This is a genomic window from Lacunimicrobium album, from assembly GCF_052161635.1.
In the GTDB taxonomy this organism is placed as follows: Bacteria; Planctomycetota; Planctomycetia; order Planctomycetales; family Planctomycetaceae; genus SXPC01.
Genome location: NZ_CP197413.1, coordinates 2,521,825 through 2,541,431, shown reverse-complemented (window position 1 = coordinate 2,541,431; position 19,607 = coordinate 2,521,825). Strand labels below are relative to the sequence as shown.

At 57.1% G+C, this 19,607-nt stretch carries 12 protein-coding genes; 5 read left to right on the top strand and 7 right to left on the bottom strand.

The genetic code is table 11. The features are described 5' to 3' along the window. Positions 1–87: 87 nt before the first annotated feature. Entirely contained in the window at positions 88–1,731 is a 1,644-nt protein-coding gene (locus tag SH248x_RS10040; RefSeq protein WP_459558403.1) for a DUF1549 domain-containing protein, read from the bottom strand. A gap of 662 nt (positions 1,732–2,393) precedes the next feature. Here SH248x_RS10040 and SH248x_RS10035 point away from each other — a divergent pair. Further along, entirely contained in the window at positions 2,394–3,578 is a 1,185-nt protein-coding gene (locus SH248x_RS10035) for a hypothetical protein (protein WP_459558402.1), read from the top strand. 386 nt (positions 3,579–3,964) lie between these two features. Here the strand turns inward: SH248x_RS10035 and SH248x_RS10030 are convergent, their stop codons facing one another. Next, positions 3,965–8,062, bottom strand: a complete 4,098-nt coding sequence (locus tag SH248x_RS10030; protein ID WP_459558401.1) for a hypothetical protein — start codon at positions 8,060–8,062, stop codon at positions 3,965–3,967. 451 nt (positions 8,063–8,513) lie between these two features. Between SH248x_RS10030 and SH248x_RS10025 the strand changes: the two genes are divergently transcribed. From SH248x_RS10025 to SH248x_RS10015, 3 genes are all read left to right on the top strand, one after another. After that, positions 8,514–9,770 (top strand): MotA/TolQ/ExbB proton channel family protein, encoded by a 1,257-nt coding sequence (locus tag SH248x_RS10025; RefSeq protein WP_459558400.1) that lies wholly within the window; start codon positions 8,514–8,516, stop codon positions 9,768–9,770. A 136-nt stretch (positions 9,771–9,906) separates the two neighbouring features. After that, complete coding sequence (locus tag SH248x_RS10020) at positions 9,907–11,829, top strand: hypothetical protein (RefSeq protein WP_459558399.1); 1,923 nt, start codon at positions 9,907–9,909, stop codon at positions 11,827–11,829. Between the two features lie 133 nt (positions 11,830–11,962). Next, positions 11,963–13,264: a hypothetical protein gene (locus SH248x_RS10015; RefSeq protein ID WP_459558398.1), complete on the top strand. Its 1,302-nt coding sequence runs from the start codon at positions 11,963–11,965 to the stop codon at positions 13,262–13,264. Positions 13,265–13,357: 93 nt separating this feature from the next. Here SH248x_RS10015 and SH248x_RS10010 read toward each other — a convergent pair whose 3' ends face one another. After that, positions 13,358–14,302 (bottom strand): hypothetical protein, encoded by a 945-nt coding sequence (locus SH248x_RS10010; RefSeq protein WP_459558397.1) that lies wholly within the window; start codon positions 14,300–14,302, stop codon positions 13,358–13,360. A 121-nt stretch (positions 14,303–14,423) separates the two neighbouring features. Between SH248x_RS10010 and SH248x_RS10005 the strand changes: the two genes are divergently transcribed. Next, entirely contained in the window at positions 14,424–15,131 is a 708-nt protein-coding gene (locus SH248x_RS10005; protein ID WP_459558396.1) for a lysophospholipid acyltransferase family protein, read from the top strand. Between the two features lie 176 nt (positions 15,132–15,307). Here SH248x_RS10005 and ilvE read toward each other — a convergent pair whose 3' ends face one another. From ilvE to SH248x_RS09985, 4 genes are all read right to left on the bottom strand, one after another. After that, on the bottom strand, positions 15,308–16,165 hold the full coding sequence (gene ilvE, locus SH248x_RS10000; RefSeq protein WP_459558395.1) for an aminotransferase class IV: 858 nt from the start codon (positions 16,163–16,165) through the stop codon (positions 15,308–15,310). A gap of 150 nt (positions 16,166–16,315) precedes the next feature. Beyond that, positions 16,316–16,804 (bottom strand): hypothetical protein, encoded by a 489-nt coding sequence (locus SH248x_RS09995; protein ID WP_459558394.1) that lies wholly within the window; start codon positions 16,802–16,804, stop codon positions 16,316–16,318. A gap of 152 nt (positions 16,805–16,956) precedes the next feature. Further along, complete coding sequence (locus SH248x_RS09990; protein WP_459558393.1) at positions 16,957–17,736, bottom strand: ABC transporter ATP-binding protein; 780 nt, start codon at positions 17,734–17,736, stop codon at positions 16,957–16,959. Positions 17,737–17,873: 137 nt separating this feature from the next. Beyond that, the gene (locus SH248x_RS09985) at positions 17,874–19,547 is read right to left on the bottom strand and encodes an ABC transporter permease (RefSeq protein ID WP_459558392.1); all 1,674 of its coding nucleotides are present in this window, start codon (positions 19,545–19,547) and stop codon (positions 17,874–17,876) included. Positions 19,548–19,607 lie beyond the last annotated feature (60 nt).

The window sequence follows — 19,607 nt, the reverse complement described above, 5'->3', positions numbered from 1 at the left end:
ATCAAGGTCTTGGCGTATTCAAACTAGTCATCTGGATTGTAGGCACAAGGGACAGGGGGTTGACACCCCCCGCTCGCCTAAGAGACGTTAATGGTTCCAGTTGAATTCTTCGGAGTTGATTAGGGTCCAGAGGAGGTCCTGGCAGAGTTGTTCTTTTTTGAGTTCGGGGTTGTGGGTGAGGGACTCGTTGAACCAGGTTTGTTCTCGTGGTGTGGGGCGACGAGTGAGGGTCATGAGGAAGGCGGTTTCGATTAAGGTTTCGTTGTTGGGGCTGAGTTGTGTGAGTCTTGCAGAAGCGTTGAAAGGGTTGGCTTCGAGGAGTTCGGAGGTCATTTTTCCGTTCATGCGCAAGAGAGCCTGGGGGATCGTGGCGCCGTGAGGGGCGAGTTCTTCGTCGGTGATTGGGCCGTATTGGCGGACGAAGTCTCGCTCGCGGATTAAGCGGATCAGGCGAGCGACGAGGTGCGAGTTCTGGTCGATCGTCGAGAGGGAGCCGGACTGGGCCATGGCGCCGATGACCTGCTCGGGTCTTAATCGCGATAATGGGAATCGTGCCCACCAGTCTCCCTGGCGGTCGATCAGTTCATCGTCATCGAAGTTGGTCTCGGAGGATAAGCGGAAGGCTTTCGAGGTGGTGATCGCGAGGATCAGGGATTTCAAGCGGCAGTCGTTTTGGCGGAAGTTGTCTGCGAGTTGTTCGAGGAGATCGTCGTCGGGGGATGCCGGTGGATCGGGGAGGTCGTCGACGGCGACTTTGAGAGGTTCGAGTTCGCTGTAGGAGATGCCGAAGAGGAGGCCCCAGACACGATTGACGGTGGCGCGGTGGAAACGCTTGTTGGTCGGATGCGTGATCCAATCGGCGAGGCGGGCCCGGTCGGAGCCGTTGGATTGAAGGCGTTCTGGATCGAAGGGGACAGCGGGGGTTGTTGTGTGTTTTTCGCCGTCTTCGGTCGACATCTCCATCATGCGCTGTTCACGCTTAGTTGGTTCGCCATCGTAGACGCCGAAGACGGAGAGATGGCAGTCGCCGTAGAAGGCGGCGAGGCTCTGGTAGTCGGTTTGTTTCCACGCGGCGAAGGGGTGGTCGTGGCATTGGGCGCAGTCGATCCGCTGGCCGAGGAAGGCGCGGGTTGTGCGACTGGTCAGTTCGTTGACGTCGACGATGCCGGAGTCGTTCGCGGCGGCGGTGATGAAGTTGACGGAGGGCTTGCCGGTCCAGAGGCCTGTCTGGCTGATGAGTTCGTTGACCCATTGATCGTAAGGGCGGTCGTTGTGGAGTTGTTCGGCGATCCAGTTCTGGAAGCGGTCTTCACGGAAGACCAGGAAGGGCTTGTCGTCGGCACCGGCGTAAACTTTGGCTAAGCGTTCGGCGAAGTAGACGCTGAAGCGGGGATCGTCGAGCATTCGCTGTGTCCAGCGCGTGATGCGATCGGGGGCGGTATCGGCTTCGAAGGTGCGGATCTCTTCGAGAGATGGGATTGTGCCGTGGAGGGAGAGGGAGAGGCGACGGAGGATGGTCAGGTCGTCGGCCAGGCTGGTGGGAGCGGTTTTTTCGCGTGTCCAGGTTTGTTCGAAATAATGATCGATGCGGCTGGTGGCGGGAACGGGCTGTGCGCGTCGGGCGTTGGCTTGCAGTTTCTCGGGAGACGAAGCGGAACTGGTGACGAGGTAAATGACGCCGATGACGAGTGCGACGCCGCTGGCGAGATTTCGGAGGTGTTGGCGCCACATGGGAATAAGTCCGTGAAGAGACGGGGTTGTCGTGTATGATACTCGATGGATGGGGGGAAAGTTTCAGGAAATTTGAAACGCTGGGGAGAGGGGGAGAGTAAAACGGGGGGAGAGGAAACATTGACACAGAGGGTGGTCCAGCCGTTGATGGCTGGATCGACGAAGTCGACAAGAAGCATCGCCATACGCAGTCGAACCGAATTCACTCCTTCAATTCAAAATGGGTGCGTATGGTGACGCTTCTTGTTCGCTTCGCTCACCCAACCGTAAACGGATGGGCCACCCGGGAGTGTGAGTTTGGTGTGGTTCGGAGCCCCTACACGCACGCTGAAATCTGGTAGGCGAGTGAGAGCGAATGAGTGCCTATGCGCCACCCTCATCCGCCCTTCGGGCACCTTCTCCCCTCAAGGGAGAAGGGACAGTATGTGGGGCTGTTCACGGTTTCAAGGGTATGTGGGCTTTACGAAATTCGCAGAGATCCCTCATCCGACCTCGAAGACTCGGCCACCTTCTCCCCGGGGGAGAAGGGACATCGGAATGGAGTGACATGCTGCCCTCATTGTTCCATTAGTTTATAGACGGCTTGTTGGCGCGTTGCCCTCATCCGCCTTTGGCACCTTCTCCCGGGGGGAGAAGGGGTAAAATTTGTTGAGTGAACTATTATGTCATTTGTTGAGACACAACTTGAGCAGGCTCGGATTGGGATTGAGCTGGATGATGAGGGGTTTGCGCCCGTCGAGTCGTCGGTGGTAAAGGCGAGTTTGTGGGGGCGGGTTTGGGGTGGGGTTGGGAGTGTGCCGGGGTTTTTGTTTCGGTATGCAAGTTGGGTGGGGATGCTGGCGGTGTTGGCTGCGGTTCCTGTTGTGAATCTGTATGTGCTCGGCGTATTGATTGAGGTTCAGGGGCGGGTGGCGAAATCGAAGAGGTGGTTGATTGAGCTGCCGGGGATTCGAGTCGCCAGTCAGTTGGGGACGATTGCGATCTGGGCGTGGGTGTGGCTGGTCCCGATTCGGATCCTGGCGAGTTATGCGCGGGATGCTCATCTTATCAGTCCGGGGTCGATTGCGGATCAGCGGCTGGAGAAAGTGCTGGTTGTCGTACAAGCGATGATTGCAGTGCATTTGTTGATGGCGCTGATGGCGGGTGGGAGGACGTGGAATTTTTTGAATCCCGTCGTGAATGTCTGGCGGATCACGCGTCATGTGCGACAAGGAACGTTGTGGGGGCGATGGGATGCGACGTTGTCGGCGATGCAGGAAGATTTACAGCCGGGGCGGTATTTTGTGTTGGGGCTGAAGGGATTGCTGGGGGCTGCGGTGTGGCTGGTGCCGCCGACGGTTTTGTTTGCTGCGGCACAGAAGCCTGAGGGGGGAGGATTGCTGGTGATGCTGATTGGCGGGACGTTGCTATCGCTGGTGCTGACGTGGCTGCCGGGGTTGCAGACGCTGTTTGCGCGGGAGCATCGGATGCGGGATTATTTTCAGTTGTGGGAAGCCAGGGAGATGCTGGCTCGTCGCCCTGCCCTGTGGACGATCGGGATGCTGTTGTTTTTTGCGTTGGGGTTGCCGTTGTATCTGTTCAAGATCATCACTCCACCTGCGGATGCGATGTGGCTGGTGACGTTGATTTACATCGCGACGGTGTTGCCGACGAAGTTCATCGTGGGGTGGCTGGTGAGAGTGTCAGCGGAGGGGGCGAGGACGCCGTGGTATTGGCGATTGCCTTGGTATGTGGTGCAGACGTCGATTTGTCTGTTCTTTGTGTTTCTGATTTTCTTTACGCAGAACATTGCTGAGGACGGGAAGCTGGCGTTGTTTAAGCAGCATTTGTTTGTGTTGCCGTTTTGAGGGGGGAGAGACTTGAACCCTGCTGCGTCATTTTGAAATGAGAGCGTATGGTGACGCTTCTTGTTCGCTGCGCTCACCCAACCGTAAACGGATGGGCCACCCGGAGGTGCGGGATTGGTGGGGGGTGGAGCACTCGTCAGTGGGCTGCGTGCACGCTGAAAGCTGATAGGAGAGTGATCGCGAATGAGTGCCTATGCCCCACCCTCATCCGCCCTTCGGGCACCTTCTCCCCTCAAGGGAGAAGGGACGACATGTAAGCGTTATTCAATTCGCAGAAGTCCCTCATCCGACCTCGACTGTATTGATTTGCGAATCTGAGGTTCGACTCGGCCACCTTCTCCCCGGGGGAGTAGGATCAAAGACAGCTCCCGGGGGGGAGAAGGGCGTTAGGGGGACTCGTCGGTGGGTTTGGGGCGGGATTGGGGTTTGGGGGAGTCGCTGATGGGGTCGGTCCAGATTTTTAGTTGGCGACGGATTTCTCGGACCGAGGTTTTTTCGTGGAAGGTCAGCAGCGGTTCGTTGTCTTTGTCTTGAGAGGGGCCGTGGTGGTTTTCTAAGCGGTCGATTTCCTGTTCGAGGTAGCGGACCCATTCGGGGGCCTGGATGCCGGAGCCGAGGAGGGTTTCGGCGTAGGCCTGGATTTCGTGCTGGAGTTTGTCGAAGGCGGATTTGTTGGGATCGCCGGTGCGGGCGGCGTCGTAGGCTTGGCGCAGGTGGGTCTTCATGCGTGAGACGGCCAGAGGTTTGACGAAACGCTCGTGGAGGTGGTCGCTTAGTGACGGCAGACGCAGGCCGTACTGGATTTCGAGGGCCTTGAGGCGGTTGAGGTGTTCGTCGGCCTGGCGGACGGTGCGGAGGGTGAGGACCTGCTGCCAGGCCTGGGCGGCTTCATCGCGGCCGTGGGCGACGAGGACTTCGTGGGCGAGTTTGAGGGGGAAGAGGTTCCACTCGTCGCGTTCGTAGTCGGCTTCGACCTTGAGGAATTCGAGGAGGCAGTAGAACTTCTCGCCGTAATCGGATTCGGTCGTGGTGCTGTTGTATTCGAGGAAGCGGTCGAACTTATCGATGACGCAGTTGTAGATGGTCTCGAGGACGGAGGCTGCGTGGGCCATGTCGATGCGGCCGTTTTCGAGGTCGTCGGCAAGTTTGGACTGCTGGTAGTTGTCCTGATTTTCGAGGTAGTACTGGAGGTACTTTTCGACGCCGAGCTGGAGGATGCCGCGGACGTTGCCGAGCATGAGCATGCGGGCGTGGAAGAAGTCGTGGCCATAGTTTTTGATGAAGGCGACGACTTCGTTCCAGGTCGTTTCGTCGTTGAGGATCTCGACGGATGAGAGTCGCATGCTGCGCGAGTGCTTCATCCAGATTTCTTCGTAGTGTTTGACGATGGTGCCGACGAGGTTGACGAGTTCGTGGTCGCCGAAGTGGCCTCGGTGCCAATACTGGGCGGACTTCTGAAGGTTGACTAGAGAGGTTGAGAGGGCTAGGCGGAAGAGGCGGTCGAACTCGGTGATCGAGGGGCCTTGTGGTCGCATGCGGCGTTCCATGCGATAAGCCGAGTTGAGGACATGCCAGGTTTCTCGGTGGAGGCCGAGTTCGGGGAGGCGCGAGACGAGCGTCGTCATGATGGACTGGCACGTCTGGGCGGCGAGGACCTGCTTGGGTTCGCCTTCGTACTCGAAGGGGATGTAGAGAAGCGGCATACGCTTAAGGCGGTCGAGGACCGTTGGGAGGTGGCGCTGGACGCCGTGGGTGTTGTGATTGGTGAGGGCTTCGTAGAGAGGACGGAGGGCGCCTTTGATCATCAGCTCATCGGGTGGCGCGACTTCAGCGGGTAAGCAGACGGAGAGGGTCCAGAAAGCTTCGTGGAGGAGGACGTGGGTCGCGATCACGCTGTGAAGCATGTGATACTTGACCTGGTGCTGGATATCGAACTCGATGTTGTCATCGTGGCCGCCGATGTTTTCTTCGATGTTGAGTTGCCAGACGTCGTTGAGGAGGTCGAGCAGGTCTTCACGCATGCGGACGATCTGTTCGCACCAGTGGAGGACGACTTCCTTGATCCTGGGCTCAGCGAAGAGGCCTTCTTCGTGAATCGGCTTTTTCGCGGCGCCGTTTTTCTCGTTGGCCTGTTTGTCGTTGAAGTACTCGCCGGTGAAGCGCCAGAGGCGGGCGAGCGTCTGGAGGAAGCGCAGTCTGGGCTGAAGGGTGCGCTGGAGGCGTTCGAACTCGGTGGCGACGGGGGCGTGTCCGCCTTCATCAAGGGAGGAGTCCTGGCCGTCGTCGGTGGTGTCGCTGTAGGTGATGTCGTCGTAGGCGGCGGCGAAGACGTCTTCTTCGTCGCTAGAGGATTCTTCGCCGGGCCAGTTGCCGCCGGTGTCTGGTTTGTCCCAGTCGTAGAGGTGATCGAGTTCGTCGCGGTGATCGTTGCCGGTCTTGGGTTTCTGGGTGACCTGATCGAGTTTGGGGACGAGGAAGAATTCGCCCGCGTTGGCTTCGAGGAAGTCGAAGAGACGTTTGATCTGCTGGAAGCCGGCGGCGGAGTCCTTCTGCTGCATCGTGGTGGAGACGACGAGCTTGACCCAGCGCCAGAGGAGTTCGGTCAGCGAGGTGGCGGAGGCATCGAGGCCGAGTTCGGTGGCTTTGCCGGCCCATTCCATGAGAAGGCCCATGGAGGCGACATGGTCTTTGCGTTCGATGAGAGCAGAGATGACCTCGGCGAGGGAGGTGGTGTTGTCGAGGTGTTCGAGTTCCTGACGCCAGAAGGCGAGGTCGGCGGGTTTGGCGCCTTCTTCCTGCCAGTGTTTCATCATGCGGGCGACGGACTGGCTGGAGTTATAGAACTCGGAGCCAATGAGTGGCGGGAGGTCTTCGATGACGGTCGTGGCGTATTTGTCCCAGCTTTCCGACATGCGGCGCAGGGTGGCGGAGGCGTGATCTGCGGCTTCCTTCTGGTCGTTCAGAATGCAGACACTGACGACGCGGTGGAGCATCTGGAAGATCTGCTCGATGACGTCCATGAGGACTTCGACGCGTGGATCGGGGATCGAGTCATCGCGCGAGGAGAAGAGTGGGAAGTGACCCTGGAAGCCGAGGATGTTCCACGGGTCGACGAAGGCGCCGCATTGGATGCCGCGGTTGATGAGGTCTTCGATTTCCGTGACGAGTTCGGTAACGGTGTTCTCGTTAACAGCCGTGTTCGCCTCGGAAGGAGTGCGGCTGCCATCGGGGTAGTCGAGTTTGTAATGGACTTGGCGGATACGGCAGCGGACTTCGGTCTCGAAGCGGATGGAGAGTGCGGGGATTTCGGCGGCTTGTTCGCGGCTGGCTTCTGTGTAGCCGGCGCGAGCGTACAAGACGGCCAGTGAGCGGCTCATGAGCTGCTGGGCGCCGTAACGCGAGAGAACGCGGTTGAGGTGCTGACGGACGTGGCCGAAGGGTTGTCTGGTCGATTCCAGATGCTTGAGGAGGCGGTCTTTGCGGGCGCCGTCGGTGGTTTCGAGGAGGCGGTGATAGAACTCGTCGCGCTGACGGGCGACCATGGGGAGGAGGTTGGTCAGCGAGATGGTGGAGTGGTGGGTCGAGGGGCCTGAGCCGCTGATGGCGGAGGCCATGAGGATGGTGCCGCAGAGGGCTGCGGAGGCGTCGAAGTAGGCTTCTTCTTCGTCGACGATGCCTTTCTGGGAGTTGAGCCAGTCGAGGAGTGCATCGACGACGATCTTGCGGACGATGAAGCGGTGATAGTAATGATCGCCGCCGACCTGGGAGGGGTCCCATTCGCCGAAGAGGTAGTTGGTGCGACGGTAGACGGGGTGAGCGTGGTCGTACGCTCTGCAGTCGAGGGCGAGCTCGTGGAGTTCGTTGAGGTCGAAGTGGGCGCGCTGGATGATATCGGCGGGGGCGCGGCCGAAGAAGGCGAGCGTGTTGCCGATCAGTTTTTCGTAGGGGCCGTGGGCCATGCCACTGCCGGCGAAGTAGAGCGGGATGGGGCGGAATTTTTCGTGAGCGTAGGGCTGGTGTTGGGTCTGGTTTTCGAGGACGGCGAGGGGGCGGTAGCCGATGTAATCGTTGAGCTCATCGATCGCGGTGCGGGTGAGTTCCTGCGGGTTGCTCCAGAGAGAGGGATGCCTGAGGGTGGCTTCGAACATGACGGCGAGCAGGTAGGGCTGGTCGAAGTCCTGGGGCTTGAGGTGGAACAGCAGGTCGCGGTGGTAGTGCTGATAGCCCGGGAAGAGGTGATTGATCGTCAGGTCGAGCACCTGGCGCGCCTGGACAGCATTGGAGAATGCGGTATTGCTGGCGGAGAGATCGGCGAGATGTTCCTCGCTCGTCTTCCCGAACAGGCCACTGATGTCGGGCGAGCTGGTGCGGTGGTCGCGGTAGAAATCGTTGATTGCCGATCGAAACTGAGGATCTGGCGAGCCCTGAGAGAAGTTCAGATAGCCCAGTATCCGTCGGAAGAGATCGTGTACGCCTTGAGTCATGTGCAAATTCTATGTTTGAAACGTTGCCGTTTCTCGGCCCTATCAATCCATTTGTCGATCCGGCTGATCAGTCTGCCAACGCCAATAGGCGACCGAGATCCTCTCGAGAGAACCTATGGTGTTGGTGTACATCCGGTTGCGTTGAGGATCGCCATGATTTGTGACGTGTTCGCATCGCGACTTAAAGACATACCCGTGGCCTGATCGGCCAGAGATCAGCATATCTTAGCAGACGGGAGCGGGACAACCATAGCGAGTGAAAGCAATCCTTGGACGCATCGGTGTTTGTTTAATCGTTCCGTGTCTGGCGTGGTTTGCGATCGATCCAGAACAATGGGAGTCACGTCGGGAGTGGGGTTATGCCGATCATATCAGTCAGGGAAGCTCTGCGGACGCGGCATGCGCGGTCGGGAGTTTCCCAGATTCCCCGTTTTCAACCACGGATTGGTTTATGTCGACATCTGCACAGAATACCGGGAAAACACTCTCTTCAAAGATCTTGGGCGTTGTGACGTCTGCGGGCTTCATGGGAGTGATGCTCAATGTTGCGTTTTTTGCTGCGGTGCCTTATTCGCCGTGGCAGAGAGAGTTTCTGATCCGCTATTGCTGCGGTCACCCGATCAACATCAGTTCGCAGATCCTGTTTTTCTTCGGGATGGCGATCTACCTCAATAAACTGATCAGCCTGCGAAGAGAGCGGGCGGCGGTCAAAGAGTTGGGCTCGAAGCTGAGTCACGTCTCGGCGATCGATGGGAATGAAGCCTGGGTCGGGGAGTTTGCAGACGGGCATCGGGGGACGTATGCGGCGGAGAGGCTGCAGGATGCGGTGTCGTTTCGGCGTCATAACAGCGACGGGGACATGCGGGATCATTTGAAGTATCTGGCGGAGCTGGCGCTTGAGAAGCTGGGGCAGAGTTATCAGTTTGCTCAGACGATCATCTGGGCAATTCCGATTCTGGGGTTCCTGGGGACTGTCCTGGGGATCACGATCGCGATTGCGAATGTCACGCCGGATCAGCTGGAGTCGCATATTTCGGAAATTACGTCGGGTCTGGGAGTCGCGTTTGATACGACGGCTCAGGCGCTGCTGTTGAGTCTGGTACTGGTGTTTTCTTCTTTGATGGTTCGTAAGAAAGAGTCCTCGGTCCTTGATGCCATTGAGAGCATGGGGATGCAGTGGCTGCCGGGGCTGCTGAAGACACCTGAGCCGATGTCGCTGCAGCAAGCCGAGACGCAGGTGGCCCAGGAGCTGGTGCAGCAGTCGCATGATCTGCTGGAGTTTCATCAGAAGACCTGGCATGACACGCTGCGGGATTCGAGAGATCGATTTGAGCATACGCTCGCGATGCAGTCGCAGCAGCTGGAAGCCTCGTTGACGAGTGCGGGGGTCGAGACGATCTCTGAGCAGGCTCGTCTGATGCATCAGTTCCGGACGGAGACGATCACGCAGATTCAGCAGTTCCAGGAAGCGTCGTTCACGCAGATGATGCAGATGCGGGCGTCGTTCCAGGAGCAGGTCGACGAGCTTAAACAGATTGCTCAGCTGTATGCCAGCCTGCATGGTCAGCATGGTCAGTTGAAGGTGCTGCAGGAAAGCCTCGACCACAATCTGCAGATGGTCCAGCAGACAGATACGTTCCAGGAGACGCTGGAGACGCTGTCGGCGGCTGTGCAGTTGTTGGGGACACGGGTGCGGCATGCGGCGTAGGGAAGTTGTGTTTGACATTTTTCAGATGAAGACAGGGGGTTAATTCCTTGAAAGACTACCGCGTCGTTCACTCTCACCTTCTCGGCGAGAGTGAACTCCTTGCTCCCACCCGCTCGCCTTAGAGATATTCATTCGTATGAGTCGAAGTTCGCAGCAACAGATTGAAGTGAGTTTGTTTCCTTTTCTAGCCGTGCTGATGTGCGTGCTGGGGGCGCTCATTTTTTTGCTGTTGGTTGTGACGCGGATGATTCGTGAGGATGTTTACGCGGCTGAGTCGAAGAGTGCGGTTGAGGAGAGAGTTCCGGTCGTTGTGCCGGAGGTGACTGCCCTGCCCGTCCCGGTGGAGCCGGTGGCTGCGGTGCCTGTTATTGAGTTGCCTGTGGCGCTTGCGGAGTTGAGTTTTCCGTCGGTTGACTTGTCTGCGCTGGAGCAGCAGGTTGCGGAACTCAAGCAGCAGATTGCAAGTGGGCAGGCGAAACTGGACGCGAATGCGGCTCAGCTGACGGATGTGAATTCGCGGCTGGTCAGTCAGCAGCAGATGGTTGGTGTGCGTCAATCGCAGCTCGAGGAGGCGACTCGTCAGCAGTCATCATCTCAGCTGTCGGCGAAGTCGCTGGCGATGACAGGAGAAGAGTCACGTCGGAAGCTTGTTGAGGCGCAGGCAAGGCTGGAATCGATCGCTGCGGAGAAGGCGGCTTTGGAACAGGAGCGGTCTGCGTTGCTGCAGAGTTTGACGCAGTCGAGTGAGAAGCTGGCTCAGACACAGGCTCAGGCGGAGAAGATTGCAACGGCTCTGGATGAGAAGCAGAAGGCGATCAAGTCGGCGATGGAGGGATATCAGATTGTGCCCGTCGATTCGAAGACGGGGACGTCGCGCTATCCGATTCTGATTGAGTGTTCGCGAGAGGGGCTGCAGTTCCGGCCGGAAGGGCTGACGCTGGGGCCGGTGGATATGAAGGGGTTTACGTCGGGATTCAATCCGTTGCTGGCGGGGACGAAGGCGCTCATGTCGTATTGGGAAGGACAGATTCAGTCGGGGGGACAGCGACCTTATATTCTGCTGATTGTGCGACCATCGGGGATTGAATCCTTCTATGCGGCTCGGAAGTATCTGCATCCGCTCGAAACAGAGATGGGGTATGAGCTGATCAGCGACAATGTTCCGATCGCCGTGCCGCCGTTGAATGAAGAGGCGAAGAAGGTCCTCGAAAAGGCGGTTGCGGAATCGCTGGCGGCGCGGAATCGACTGGCGGAGAATGTGACGTCGTCGTCTCGTGGGGGTTTCCCGGAAATGGTCTCGAAGGGGGATAGCGCCTTCCGTAGTGGAAGTCCGCCAGCGGGTGGGATGCCGGAGTCTGGTTCGCCGATGCGAGGTGGTGCTCAAGGGGGGCAGAAGGGTCGCGGGAATAGTGAGAGTGAGATGGCCGCTGATCCGAAGGCGGGGCATTTCGATGCGACGAGTAATTCTGCGGCGACGGATGAGTCACGAGAGAATAACTCGAGTCGGCCTGACTTCACGGTGAGTTCGCCGAACTCCGTCCGCGGGGTGGCGCCGAAGAATCAAGAGGAGTCGCCGACGATTCGGTCTGGTGCGACGGCTTCTCAGGCAACGACCTGGGAGCAGGTCGCCAAGGATGCGAGTTCAGCGGAGGGATCGGACTCGGCGCCGGAGTCGGTGACGCGTCTACTGGCGAAGGGGGCGATGACGAATCGTGCGGGGCAGATCGGGATTGAGAAACGAGTGGCGGTCAGTCTCGATGCCGAGCAGATGCAGTTCGGCGACGGTCGACCTGTGTCGCTGGTGAATATTCAGTCGTCCGAGCAGTTCCGGAAGATATTCTGGGGGATGCTGGAGGCGGAAGTGGCGAGCTGGAAGTCGCCGCCGCAGGGGTTTTATTGGACGCCTTCGATCAAGTTTTATGTCAGCCCGGGGGGGAATCGGCATTACACGCGCATCGAGACGTCGCTGAAGTCATTGCGGATACCGATTACGGTGGAGCAGACGCTGGAGGCGAGATCGAGTGTCGCGTCGCCGGATCTGGATCAGGCGTTTCGGTGAGGGGAGTCATGAGTCGTGAGTCATGAGTCATGAGGTTTTAGGTTCGTGCATTTCCTCATGACTCACGACTAATGACTCATGACAAAGCAATGAAGTGATGATGAAGTTTGCCGTGTTTTTTCAGGTGTAAGTGATGTCACGACGAGCACAACCTGGTGAGATGGAATTTGGGTCTGACTCGTTTCTCGACATTGTCGCGAATCTGGTTGGGGTGTTGATCATTTTGATTGTGATCATGGGGATTCGTGTGGGGGTGCAGGCGCGGGAGAATGCGCGACGTCAGCGGGAAGAGACGGCTGCCAGGGTTGCGGTGGTTGTGGAGGAGAAGCCCGTGGTGCCGGCGGTGGTGAGTCCTCCGGTTCCGGCTGGGCCGACGCTGGAGGATCTTGCGCAGCGTCAGCAGCAGAATGCGCGGGTGGAGCAGGCGAATCTATCTCGTCGTCAGCAGTTTGAATTGCAGCAGCAAAAGCAGATATCGCTGCAGGCGGAACTGCAACATTATCAACAATCGCTGCTGCAAATTGCTGTCATGGATCAGCAGGTGCAGACACAGATGTCGGCAGCGCAGTCGGCGCTCGTCGAGACGAGTCAGGCTTTGCAGCAGTTGGATGAAAGTCTGTCTGAATTGCAGCGACGCGAGGATGAGTTGTCGGGGAAAGTCGCGCTGGGACAAGGGAAGCTGAAGGAACTCGATGCGACGACGAAAGCGGTCTTTTCAAAACTGTTGAGTGAGCAGTCGCAGACGGACGCGCTCAAAGCGGAGATCGCGCGTCTGTCGGTTCAGCAGGATCAGATCCGGGGGGAGATTGAAGAGCAGTTTGCGGCGGCACAGTCGCATTTAGCGGTGTTGCAGAAGATTGGCGAGACGCCGCCAGCGATGAAGCAGATCACTCACCAGATGACGTCGATGGGGGCGATCGTGGTGAAAGAGGAGGCGCACTTCCGGCTGCTGAATGGGCGGATTTCGTACGTGCCGGTGCTGGAACTGGTGGAACTCGTCAAGAAGGACATGGAGCAGAATAAAGACAAGCTGCTCAAAGGCGAGGCGACTTATGGAACTGTCGGGCCGATCAATGGTTACTCGCTGAGGTACAAGGCATCGAAGCAGGAGATCTCGGTGGTTGATGAGTTGCGGATGGGAGGCGGGATGGTGCGGATTGGGGTGAATTACTGGGAGGTGTTCGATGCGGGTGTCGATGAATCGGAGCCGTATGAGATTGCGAAGATGCCCAATTCGATGTTCATCGATCGCGTGAGGGCGATGAATCCGAATGAGAAGAGTGTGACGATGTGGGTTTATCCGGACAGCTATGATCTGTACCAGCAGTTGCGCGGGACGCTTGATAAAGCGGGGCTGACGGTGGCTGCCCGGCCGCTGCCTGCGGGGATTCCGATTGCAGGATCGCCGACGGGGTCGAAGTCTTTGTCGCAGTAGGGGGGCGGGAGGAAGAGGAGACTGGAACGCAGTGGTCGCGGAGTTACGGAGAATGGGAGTGTTGTTAAGTGTCGACGGTTGCTGATGAGAGTTTTATTTTGACAATAAACCAAGTAGGACATTTTTTGCATACTGCTGGCGAAAGGCGATCAATTTTTTGATTCGATCGATGTCTGATCGCACGATATGGGCACAATGCACGTCAATCACGGGATAGACGATTAACAGCAGCAGCGCCATCGGTCCTGTAAATGTTCCGTCGGGCAATGCTCCCATAATCAGTGCGACTGCTAACAGGTTCTGGAAGAACTCAGAAAATGGCTTACCTGTCGATAGGAGGTCACGCGGTTCCAGAAGGCCGGCGTCTTTCAGCCAGGCATACCATGATAGCCGTCCGATGTAGTAGCCTAAGAAAAGGGGCGCTGTTGTCATTGCCCAGACGTAACTGAACGAGGCTCGATCCTGTGTCGTCAACCCAAGCCATGAATAACCTAATACTGCCATCATCCAGAATACGATAATACAGAAAATTGCCGCGGCGATCGCTTTTATTGCAACCGGACGTCTCGAAGAGATTTGCTCGGCGAAATGAGTTTGCGGGACGATTTCGACCGCGTATTTCAGTGGTGTGCGTGGTCGATCGACATAAATCAGTGAACACGGCTTCGAATGAGCCCAAGAGAAATTCCGGTCTTCGTTCAAAACTCCCTGTCGCATTTGAAGACCATCAATCGGAAAGGTTGACGTCCAGAGCCAGCCGTGGATGGAAATCTCACTTGGATTCAAAGAAATTCGATAGCGATAAAAACGAGCCAACAGCATGCTGATTGAGAAATAAGCTGAAAAAACAGAGGTCGACACGACTGAAATAAAGACAAGCGGTGTCCAGCCATTTGCTTCAGCAATCCAGAAAGTGGTGACCGTAATCGCAACTGACAAAGTGACCGGCCAGATAAGCGCACTAAGCCAGAACCTTGGCCAGCTGATGTGGTCGAGGTAGCGGATTTCAGAGATGAGAATGGGCTCGTGATGTGTCATGAGAGGTGTGTATTTGAAACTGAATAGGTGCCTGTGCATAGTTTAGCGGAGAGAATCGGATGCGTCAGTTTGAATCCAACAGAATCATTTTTCTTTTTTATCGGGTTGTTAGAATTGTGGCATGGAACAACCAACTGTTGAAACTGTGAGAGCGTTGGAGTCGTCGCGGCGTGGTGTCGGGGTGTATCGGAATGCGTATTGGCGGACGTTGCAGTTTGCGTTGCAGAATGTTTTTGCGCTGTGGTTGAATTATCGGGCGTACAAGATTGAGAATTCGCCGAAGTCGGGGGGTGGGTTGCTGGTGGCGAATCACCAGTCGTATCTGGACCCGCTGCTGGTCGGGCTGCCGTTGACGCGGCCGGTCAGTTTTCTGGCGCGGGACTCGTTGTTCAAGGTGCCGGTGATCGGGTGGATTTTGCGTAATACTTATGTGATGCCGATCAATCGTGAGGCGGCGAGTACGGCGAGCTTGCGTGAGTGTTTGAAGCGGATGGAAGAGGGGTATCTGGTGGGGATGTTTCCCGAAGGGACCCGCTCGCTGGATGGGACGATCGGGGAACTCAAGCCGGGATTTCTGGCGTTGATGCGACGATCGAACCTGCCGGTGTATCCGGTGGGGATTGCGGGGGCGTATGAGGCGTTTCCGAAGGGGGCCTGGTTTGTCAGGCCCAAGCCGGTGCGGGTGGTTTATGGGGAGCCGATTACGCGGGAGGAGTTGACGCCGTATCTGGAGAAGGGGCGTGAGGCGGAGTGTATGGAGTTTATTCGCGGGCGGTTGGAGCGGTGTTTTGTTGAGGCGAAGGAGTGTTTAGGCGAGCGGGGGGTGTGAACTGGGTGAGGGATCCATGAAAGAAAGAGAGTGTGGCTTTGGCGTACTCTGAGTGGCAGTGGTAGTTGATAGCACAAGGGACAGGGGGTTAATCCCTGAGAAGACTACCGCGTCGCTCACTCTCGCCTCCTCGGCGAGAGCGAACTCCTTGCTCCCACCCGCTCGCCTAAGAGGGATTATTCGCGGACGTATTTGCGGAAGAGGTCGAGGAGTTGGTGGGTGATGGGGCCGGGTTTGCCGGTGCCGATTTGGCGGCCGTCGACTTTGGTGACGGGGATGACTTCGGCGGCCGAGCCGGTGAGGAAGCATTCGTCAGCGATGTAAACATCGTGACGGGTCATGGTGACTTCTTCGAAGGGGATGTTGGCTTTCTTCGCGAGGTGAATGACGGCGTTGCGGGTGATGCCTTCGAGGATGCCGGAGTCTTTGGAGGGGGTCGTCAGCTTGCCGTTTTTGACCAGGAAGATGTTGTCGCCGGTGCATTCTGCGACATCGCCTTTATGGTTCATCATGATGGCTTCTTCCTTGCCCTGATCGATGGCTTCGATCTTGGCGAGGATGTTGTTGAGATAGTTGAGCGACTTGACGCGTGGCGAGAGGGCCTGGGGGTGGTTACGGATCGTCGAAGCAGTGACGATTTCCATGCCGTTTTCGTACATTTCCGCCGGGTACATTTTGATCTGGTCAGCAATGATGATGACCTGAGGATTGGAAGTTCGACGGATATCGAGGCCGAGGCTGCCTGCTCCGCGCGTGACGACCAGACGGATATAACCATCGGTCAGGCCGTTGGCGGCGACAGTTTCGTTGGTGGCGTTGATCATTTCTTCCGGCGTCATCGGGATGACGAGGCGGATGGCTTTGGCGGATTCGTAGAGGCGGTCGATGTGCTCTTTGAGGAGGAAGACCTTCTTGCTGTAGATTCTCAGTCCCTCGAAGATGCCGTCGCCGTATAGCAGGCCGTGATCAAAGACGCTGACCATGGCTTGTTCTTCGGGGACGAGCTTATTGTTGAGGTAAATGAGTTTGGGCATGAGAGCGAGTTTTCACCACAGAGGACACAGGGTTATACAGAGAAGACAATGTCGAATTTAGCGGATCGAGTTTACTCCGCCTAGGAATAGAGGAGAGACAATCAGCACTTCGAACGGTTCGGTAACATGGTAGGAGCCCGCGAAATTGATCTAACACTCAGGCGAGTTTGATGAGGAAGGTTTTTCGGGACCACATCCTGGAAAAAGTTGGTTCTTGTTTGGGGCAGATGTGATCTTGCCATCGAGTAAGTCGAGATACGCTTGACCGAGCTCAATCAGTCGCCATGTATCCAAGTCACTGTCGAATTGGCCAGGTTGATTTCTCGGCCACATGAGATTCAGGACATCTTTGCTAATCTTTTGTGGAGCTACCTTTAGCGATTTCATGAGAGAATTTATGGCATTGCGGACCGTCTGTTCGCCCCTCGGTGTGGAAACTGCTTCTTCGAGGCCTTCGAGGACGCATCCATTCAAATAGCCTAGCGAGGCGAAAAGCCATTGATTTCGAATTTGATGCTCAATGCAATTATCTTCATCACCACTTTCCACATGGAGTGAAAGAAATCTCAGCCAAACTTCAAGCAGTCCATCAATGACCCAGAAGCCACGATTGCCAATCCTGACGGTCGATGTCCCCATCTAAAGAAGTCCTGCGATGAATCAAAGTTCAATAACGATTGGACACAATCAGAAGAATGACTCTAAATAGGGACCTGGGTTCGGTGCGGCGAGTGCTGTTCAAATGTGGGAAATGAAGACAGGGGGTTGACACCCCCCGCTCGCCTTAGAGGTTAGGCGGCGATGTTTTGGGTGATGGTGTCGATGCGGCCGGCTTTGAGTTGGACGATGCGGCTGCTGCGTTTGGCGATCATCTGGTCGTGAGTGACCATGATGATGGTGAGTTTCTGGTCTTCGTTGAGGAAGCCGATGAGGTCCATGATTTCCTGGCCGGTGGAGGCGTCAAGATTGCCGGTTGGTTCGTCAGCCAGGAGGACCTGTGGATTGGTGACGAGAGCGCGGGCGATGGCGGTGCGTTGCATTTCGCCGCCGGAGAGTTCGGAGGGGCGGTGTTTGAGGCGGTGGGTGAGGCCGACTTTGTTGAGGATGTCGCGGGCACGGTCTCGATAGGCGGAGCGATTTTTGAGGTAGCCCCAGATCGATTCGCGGATCATGGCGGGGACGAGGACGTTTTCGAGGACGGTCAGTTCGGGCAGGAGGTGATACGACTGGAAGATGAAGCCGAAGATGCGGTTGCGGAGCTGGTCTTTGGTGCGGGCGGGGAGGTCGTCGATGCGCTGGCCATCGAGGCAGACTTCGCCGATGTCGGGTGAGTCGAGGAGGCCCAGCAGGTGCAGCAAGGTGCTCTTGCCGGAGCCGGACTGGCCGACGATGGAGAGGAACTCGCCTTTGCGGACGCAGAGGTCAACGCCTTGCAGGACGGGGACTTTCATCTCGCCCTTCATGTAGGCTTTATCGATGGCGGTTGCGCACAATTGAAGTGGCTGCATCGACAGGACGCTGTTGACCGACTGAGGCTTTACGGCGGGGATGGTAGCAGTTTCGATCGACATAAGTGCTTCACCTGAAAAATGACACAGAGGTCACAGAGATCACCGAGGAATACCTGGGTCTCTGTTTTAACTCGCTCTGTGTGCTCTGTGATCTCTGTGTCTAATTCAGTTTTTGATAGTTGTTCGCATGCGCAATACTACTCGTAACGCAGGGCTTTGACGGGGTGGAGTCGCGAGGCGCGTCGGGCTGGCAGGACGCTGGCGAGGACGGCGATCGTGATGGCTCCGAAGGCGACCCAGAAGACCATCATCGGCGAGACGACGGTCGGGATTTCCGGGAAGTAATAGATGGTTTCGTCGAAGACTTTGCGGCCGGTTAGAACGGTGATCCAGCCTTCGATGACGTTGATGTACTCGACGAAGAGGAGTCCGAGAGCGACACCAACGCCTGAGCCGACGATGCCCAGGCCCAGTCCGTAGGAGAGGAAGATCGACATGACGCCTGACGAGGAGGCGCCAAGGGCTTTGAGGATGCCGATGTCGCGGGTCTTCTCGACAACGATCATGTAGAAGATCGCGAGGATGCCGAAGCCTGCGACGGCGATGATCAGGAACAGCAGGACGTTGAGGATGGCGGATTCGACTTCCACAGCGGCGAGGAGCGGGCCTTGCTTTTGTTCCCAGGTTTTGACGGAGAACTGGTGAGAGGGGAAGGCATCTTGAAGGAGTTTGACGACGACGTCGGCATCGGCGTAGTTTTTCAGTTTGATCTGGATGGCGGAGATGGAACGCTGGCCGGTTTGTTCGACGAGCATACCGCGGACGCGCTGGAGGTCTTCGAGGTTGCACATGACGAGGTTGGAATCGTACTCGGACATGCCGGACTTGAAGATATCGACGATGGTGGCTGAGAAGTGAGCAGGTTGCGGTGGGCGGCCTGCGGTGATGGTGGAGAGCTTCACGTCGTCGCCTGGGCGAGCCATCATGAAGGTTTCCATCTTGCCGGTTTCAGGATCCTTGTAGGGATAGCTGATGAGGCCTTTGCCGACGTAGACACGGGCCGCCATCGGAGCAGCGGGATCGACTGGCTCTTTGGACTGAGAGGACATGGTTTGGCCGAAAGGGTCCTCGAAATTGAGTTCGGAACCACTCACAGCTGTTTCCCAGGGGTTGATTTCGCCAGCTGTCTTGCCATCGGCGTGCATGGAGGTCTGGACAATTCCTTCTGCAGCGACTTCGGTTTGAGGTTTGGTCGGAGCAGGTGGAACGCCGAGAGAGACGCCGTCATCATCGAGGCGGGCGAAGTTGGAATTGGCGTTGAAGATCTGCGACTCGTCCTGCATCCAGGCCTGCTGGTCGAGCATGAGGCGAGTTTTGTCTTCCCGGTATTTCTGGGCTTCTGGAGTCAGATTCCAGGTGGGGACGACTTCGCGACCGTGTTCGGCAGGGCCGGTGGTGGTGGTCTTGACCTGGTAACTTTCGAGGTAATCTTTGAGAGGACCGACTTCGGATTTCCCCTTGGGATCGATGCCGAGGAGCGTTACCGGGCGGGTGATCCACTGACCGGCGTAGTAGAAGTTCATCATGCCGTAGATTTCGATCGTCGGCGTCATGGCTTCGATGTACGGGCCGGCTGCATGGCGGGCCAGAGCCATCTGGCGATCGGGATTATCGACGCCATCAAGGCTGTGTGATTCGACGATAATATCCGCGAGGAGGCCGTGAATCCGGTCCTTCATCTGCGTTGCGAAGCCAGCCATCACGCTGTTGACGACGATCATCGTCGCGACGCCGAGCATGACACTGATCACGCTGGCTAGAGCGATGAAACGTGTCTTCAGATACCGCTCGCAAAGAAGCAGTTTGTACATAAAGCCGTCCTTGGCTAATCGTCTGAGAATCCATTCACGAAATCATGTCGTAACGGATCG

What these genes read in the sequence shown, in the direction of transcription:
- SH248x_RS10040 (WP_459558403.1), bottom strand. Translation starts at nt 1,731, where the DNA reads ATGTGGCGCCAACACCTCCGAAATCTCGCCAGCGGCGTCGCACTCGTC.
- SH248x_RS10015 (WP_459558398.1), top strand. Translation starts at nt 11,963, where the DNA reads ATGTCACGACGAGCACAACCTGGTGAGATGGAATTTGGGTCTGACTCG.
- SH248x_RS09985 (WP_459558392.1), bottom strand. Translation starts at nt 19,547, where the DNA reads ATGTACAAACTGCTTCTTTGCGAGCGGTATCTGAAGACACGTTTCATC.
- SH248x_RS10030 (WP_459558401.1), bottom strand. Translation starts at nt 8,062, where the DNA reads ATGACTCAAGGCGTACACGATCTCTTCCGACGGATACTGGGCTATCTG.
- SH248x_RS09995 (WP_459558394.1), bottom strand. Translation starts at nt 16,804, where the DNA reads ATGGGGACATCGACCGTCAGGATTGGCAATCGTGGCTTCTGGGTCATT.
- SH248x_RS10035 (WP_459558402.1), top strand. Translation starts at nt 2,394, where the DNA reads ATGTCATTTGTTGAGACACAACTTGAGCAGGCTCGGATTGGGATTGAG.
- SH248x_RS09990 (WP_459558393.1), bottom strand. Translation starts at nt 17,736, where the DNA reads ATGTCGATCGAAACTGCTACCATCCCCGCCGTAAAGCCTCAGTCGGTC.
- SH248x_RS10005 (WP_459558396.1), top strand. Translation starts at nt 14,424, where the DNA reads ATGGAACAACCAACTGTTGAAACTGTGAGAGCGTTGGAGTCGTCGCGG.
- SH248x_RS10010 (WP_459558397.1), bottom strand. Translation starts at nt 14,302, where the DNA reads ATGACACATCACGAGCCCATTCTCATCTCTGAAATCCGCTACCTCGAC.
- SH248x_RS10025 (WP_459558400.1), top strand. Translation starts at nt 8,514, where the DNA reads ATGTCGACATCTGCACAGAATACCGGGAAAACACTCTCTTCAAAGATC.
- SH248x_RS10020 (WP_459558399.1), top strand. Translation starts at nt 9,907, where the DNA reads ATGAGTCGAAGTTCGCAGCAACAGATTGAAGTGAGTTTGTTTCCTTTT.
- ilvE (WP_459558395.1), bottom strand. Translation starts at nt 16,165, where the DNA reads ATGCCCAAACTCATTTACCTCAACAATAAGCTCGTCCCCGAAGAACAA.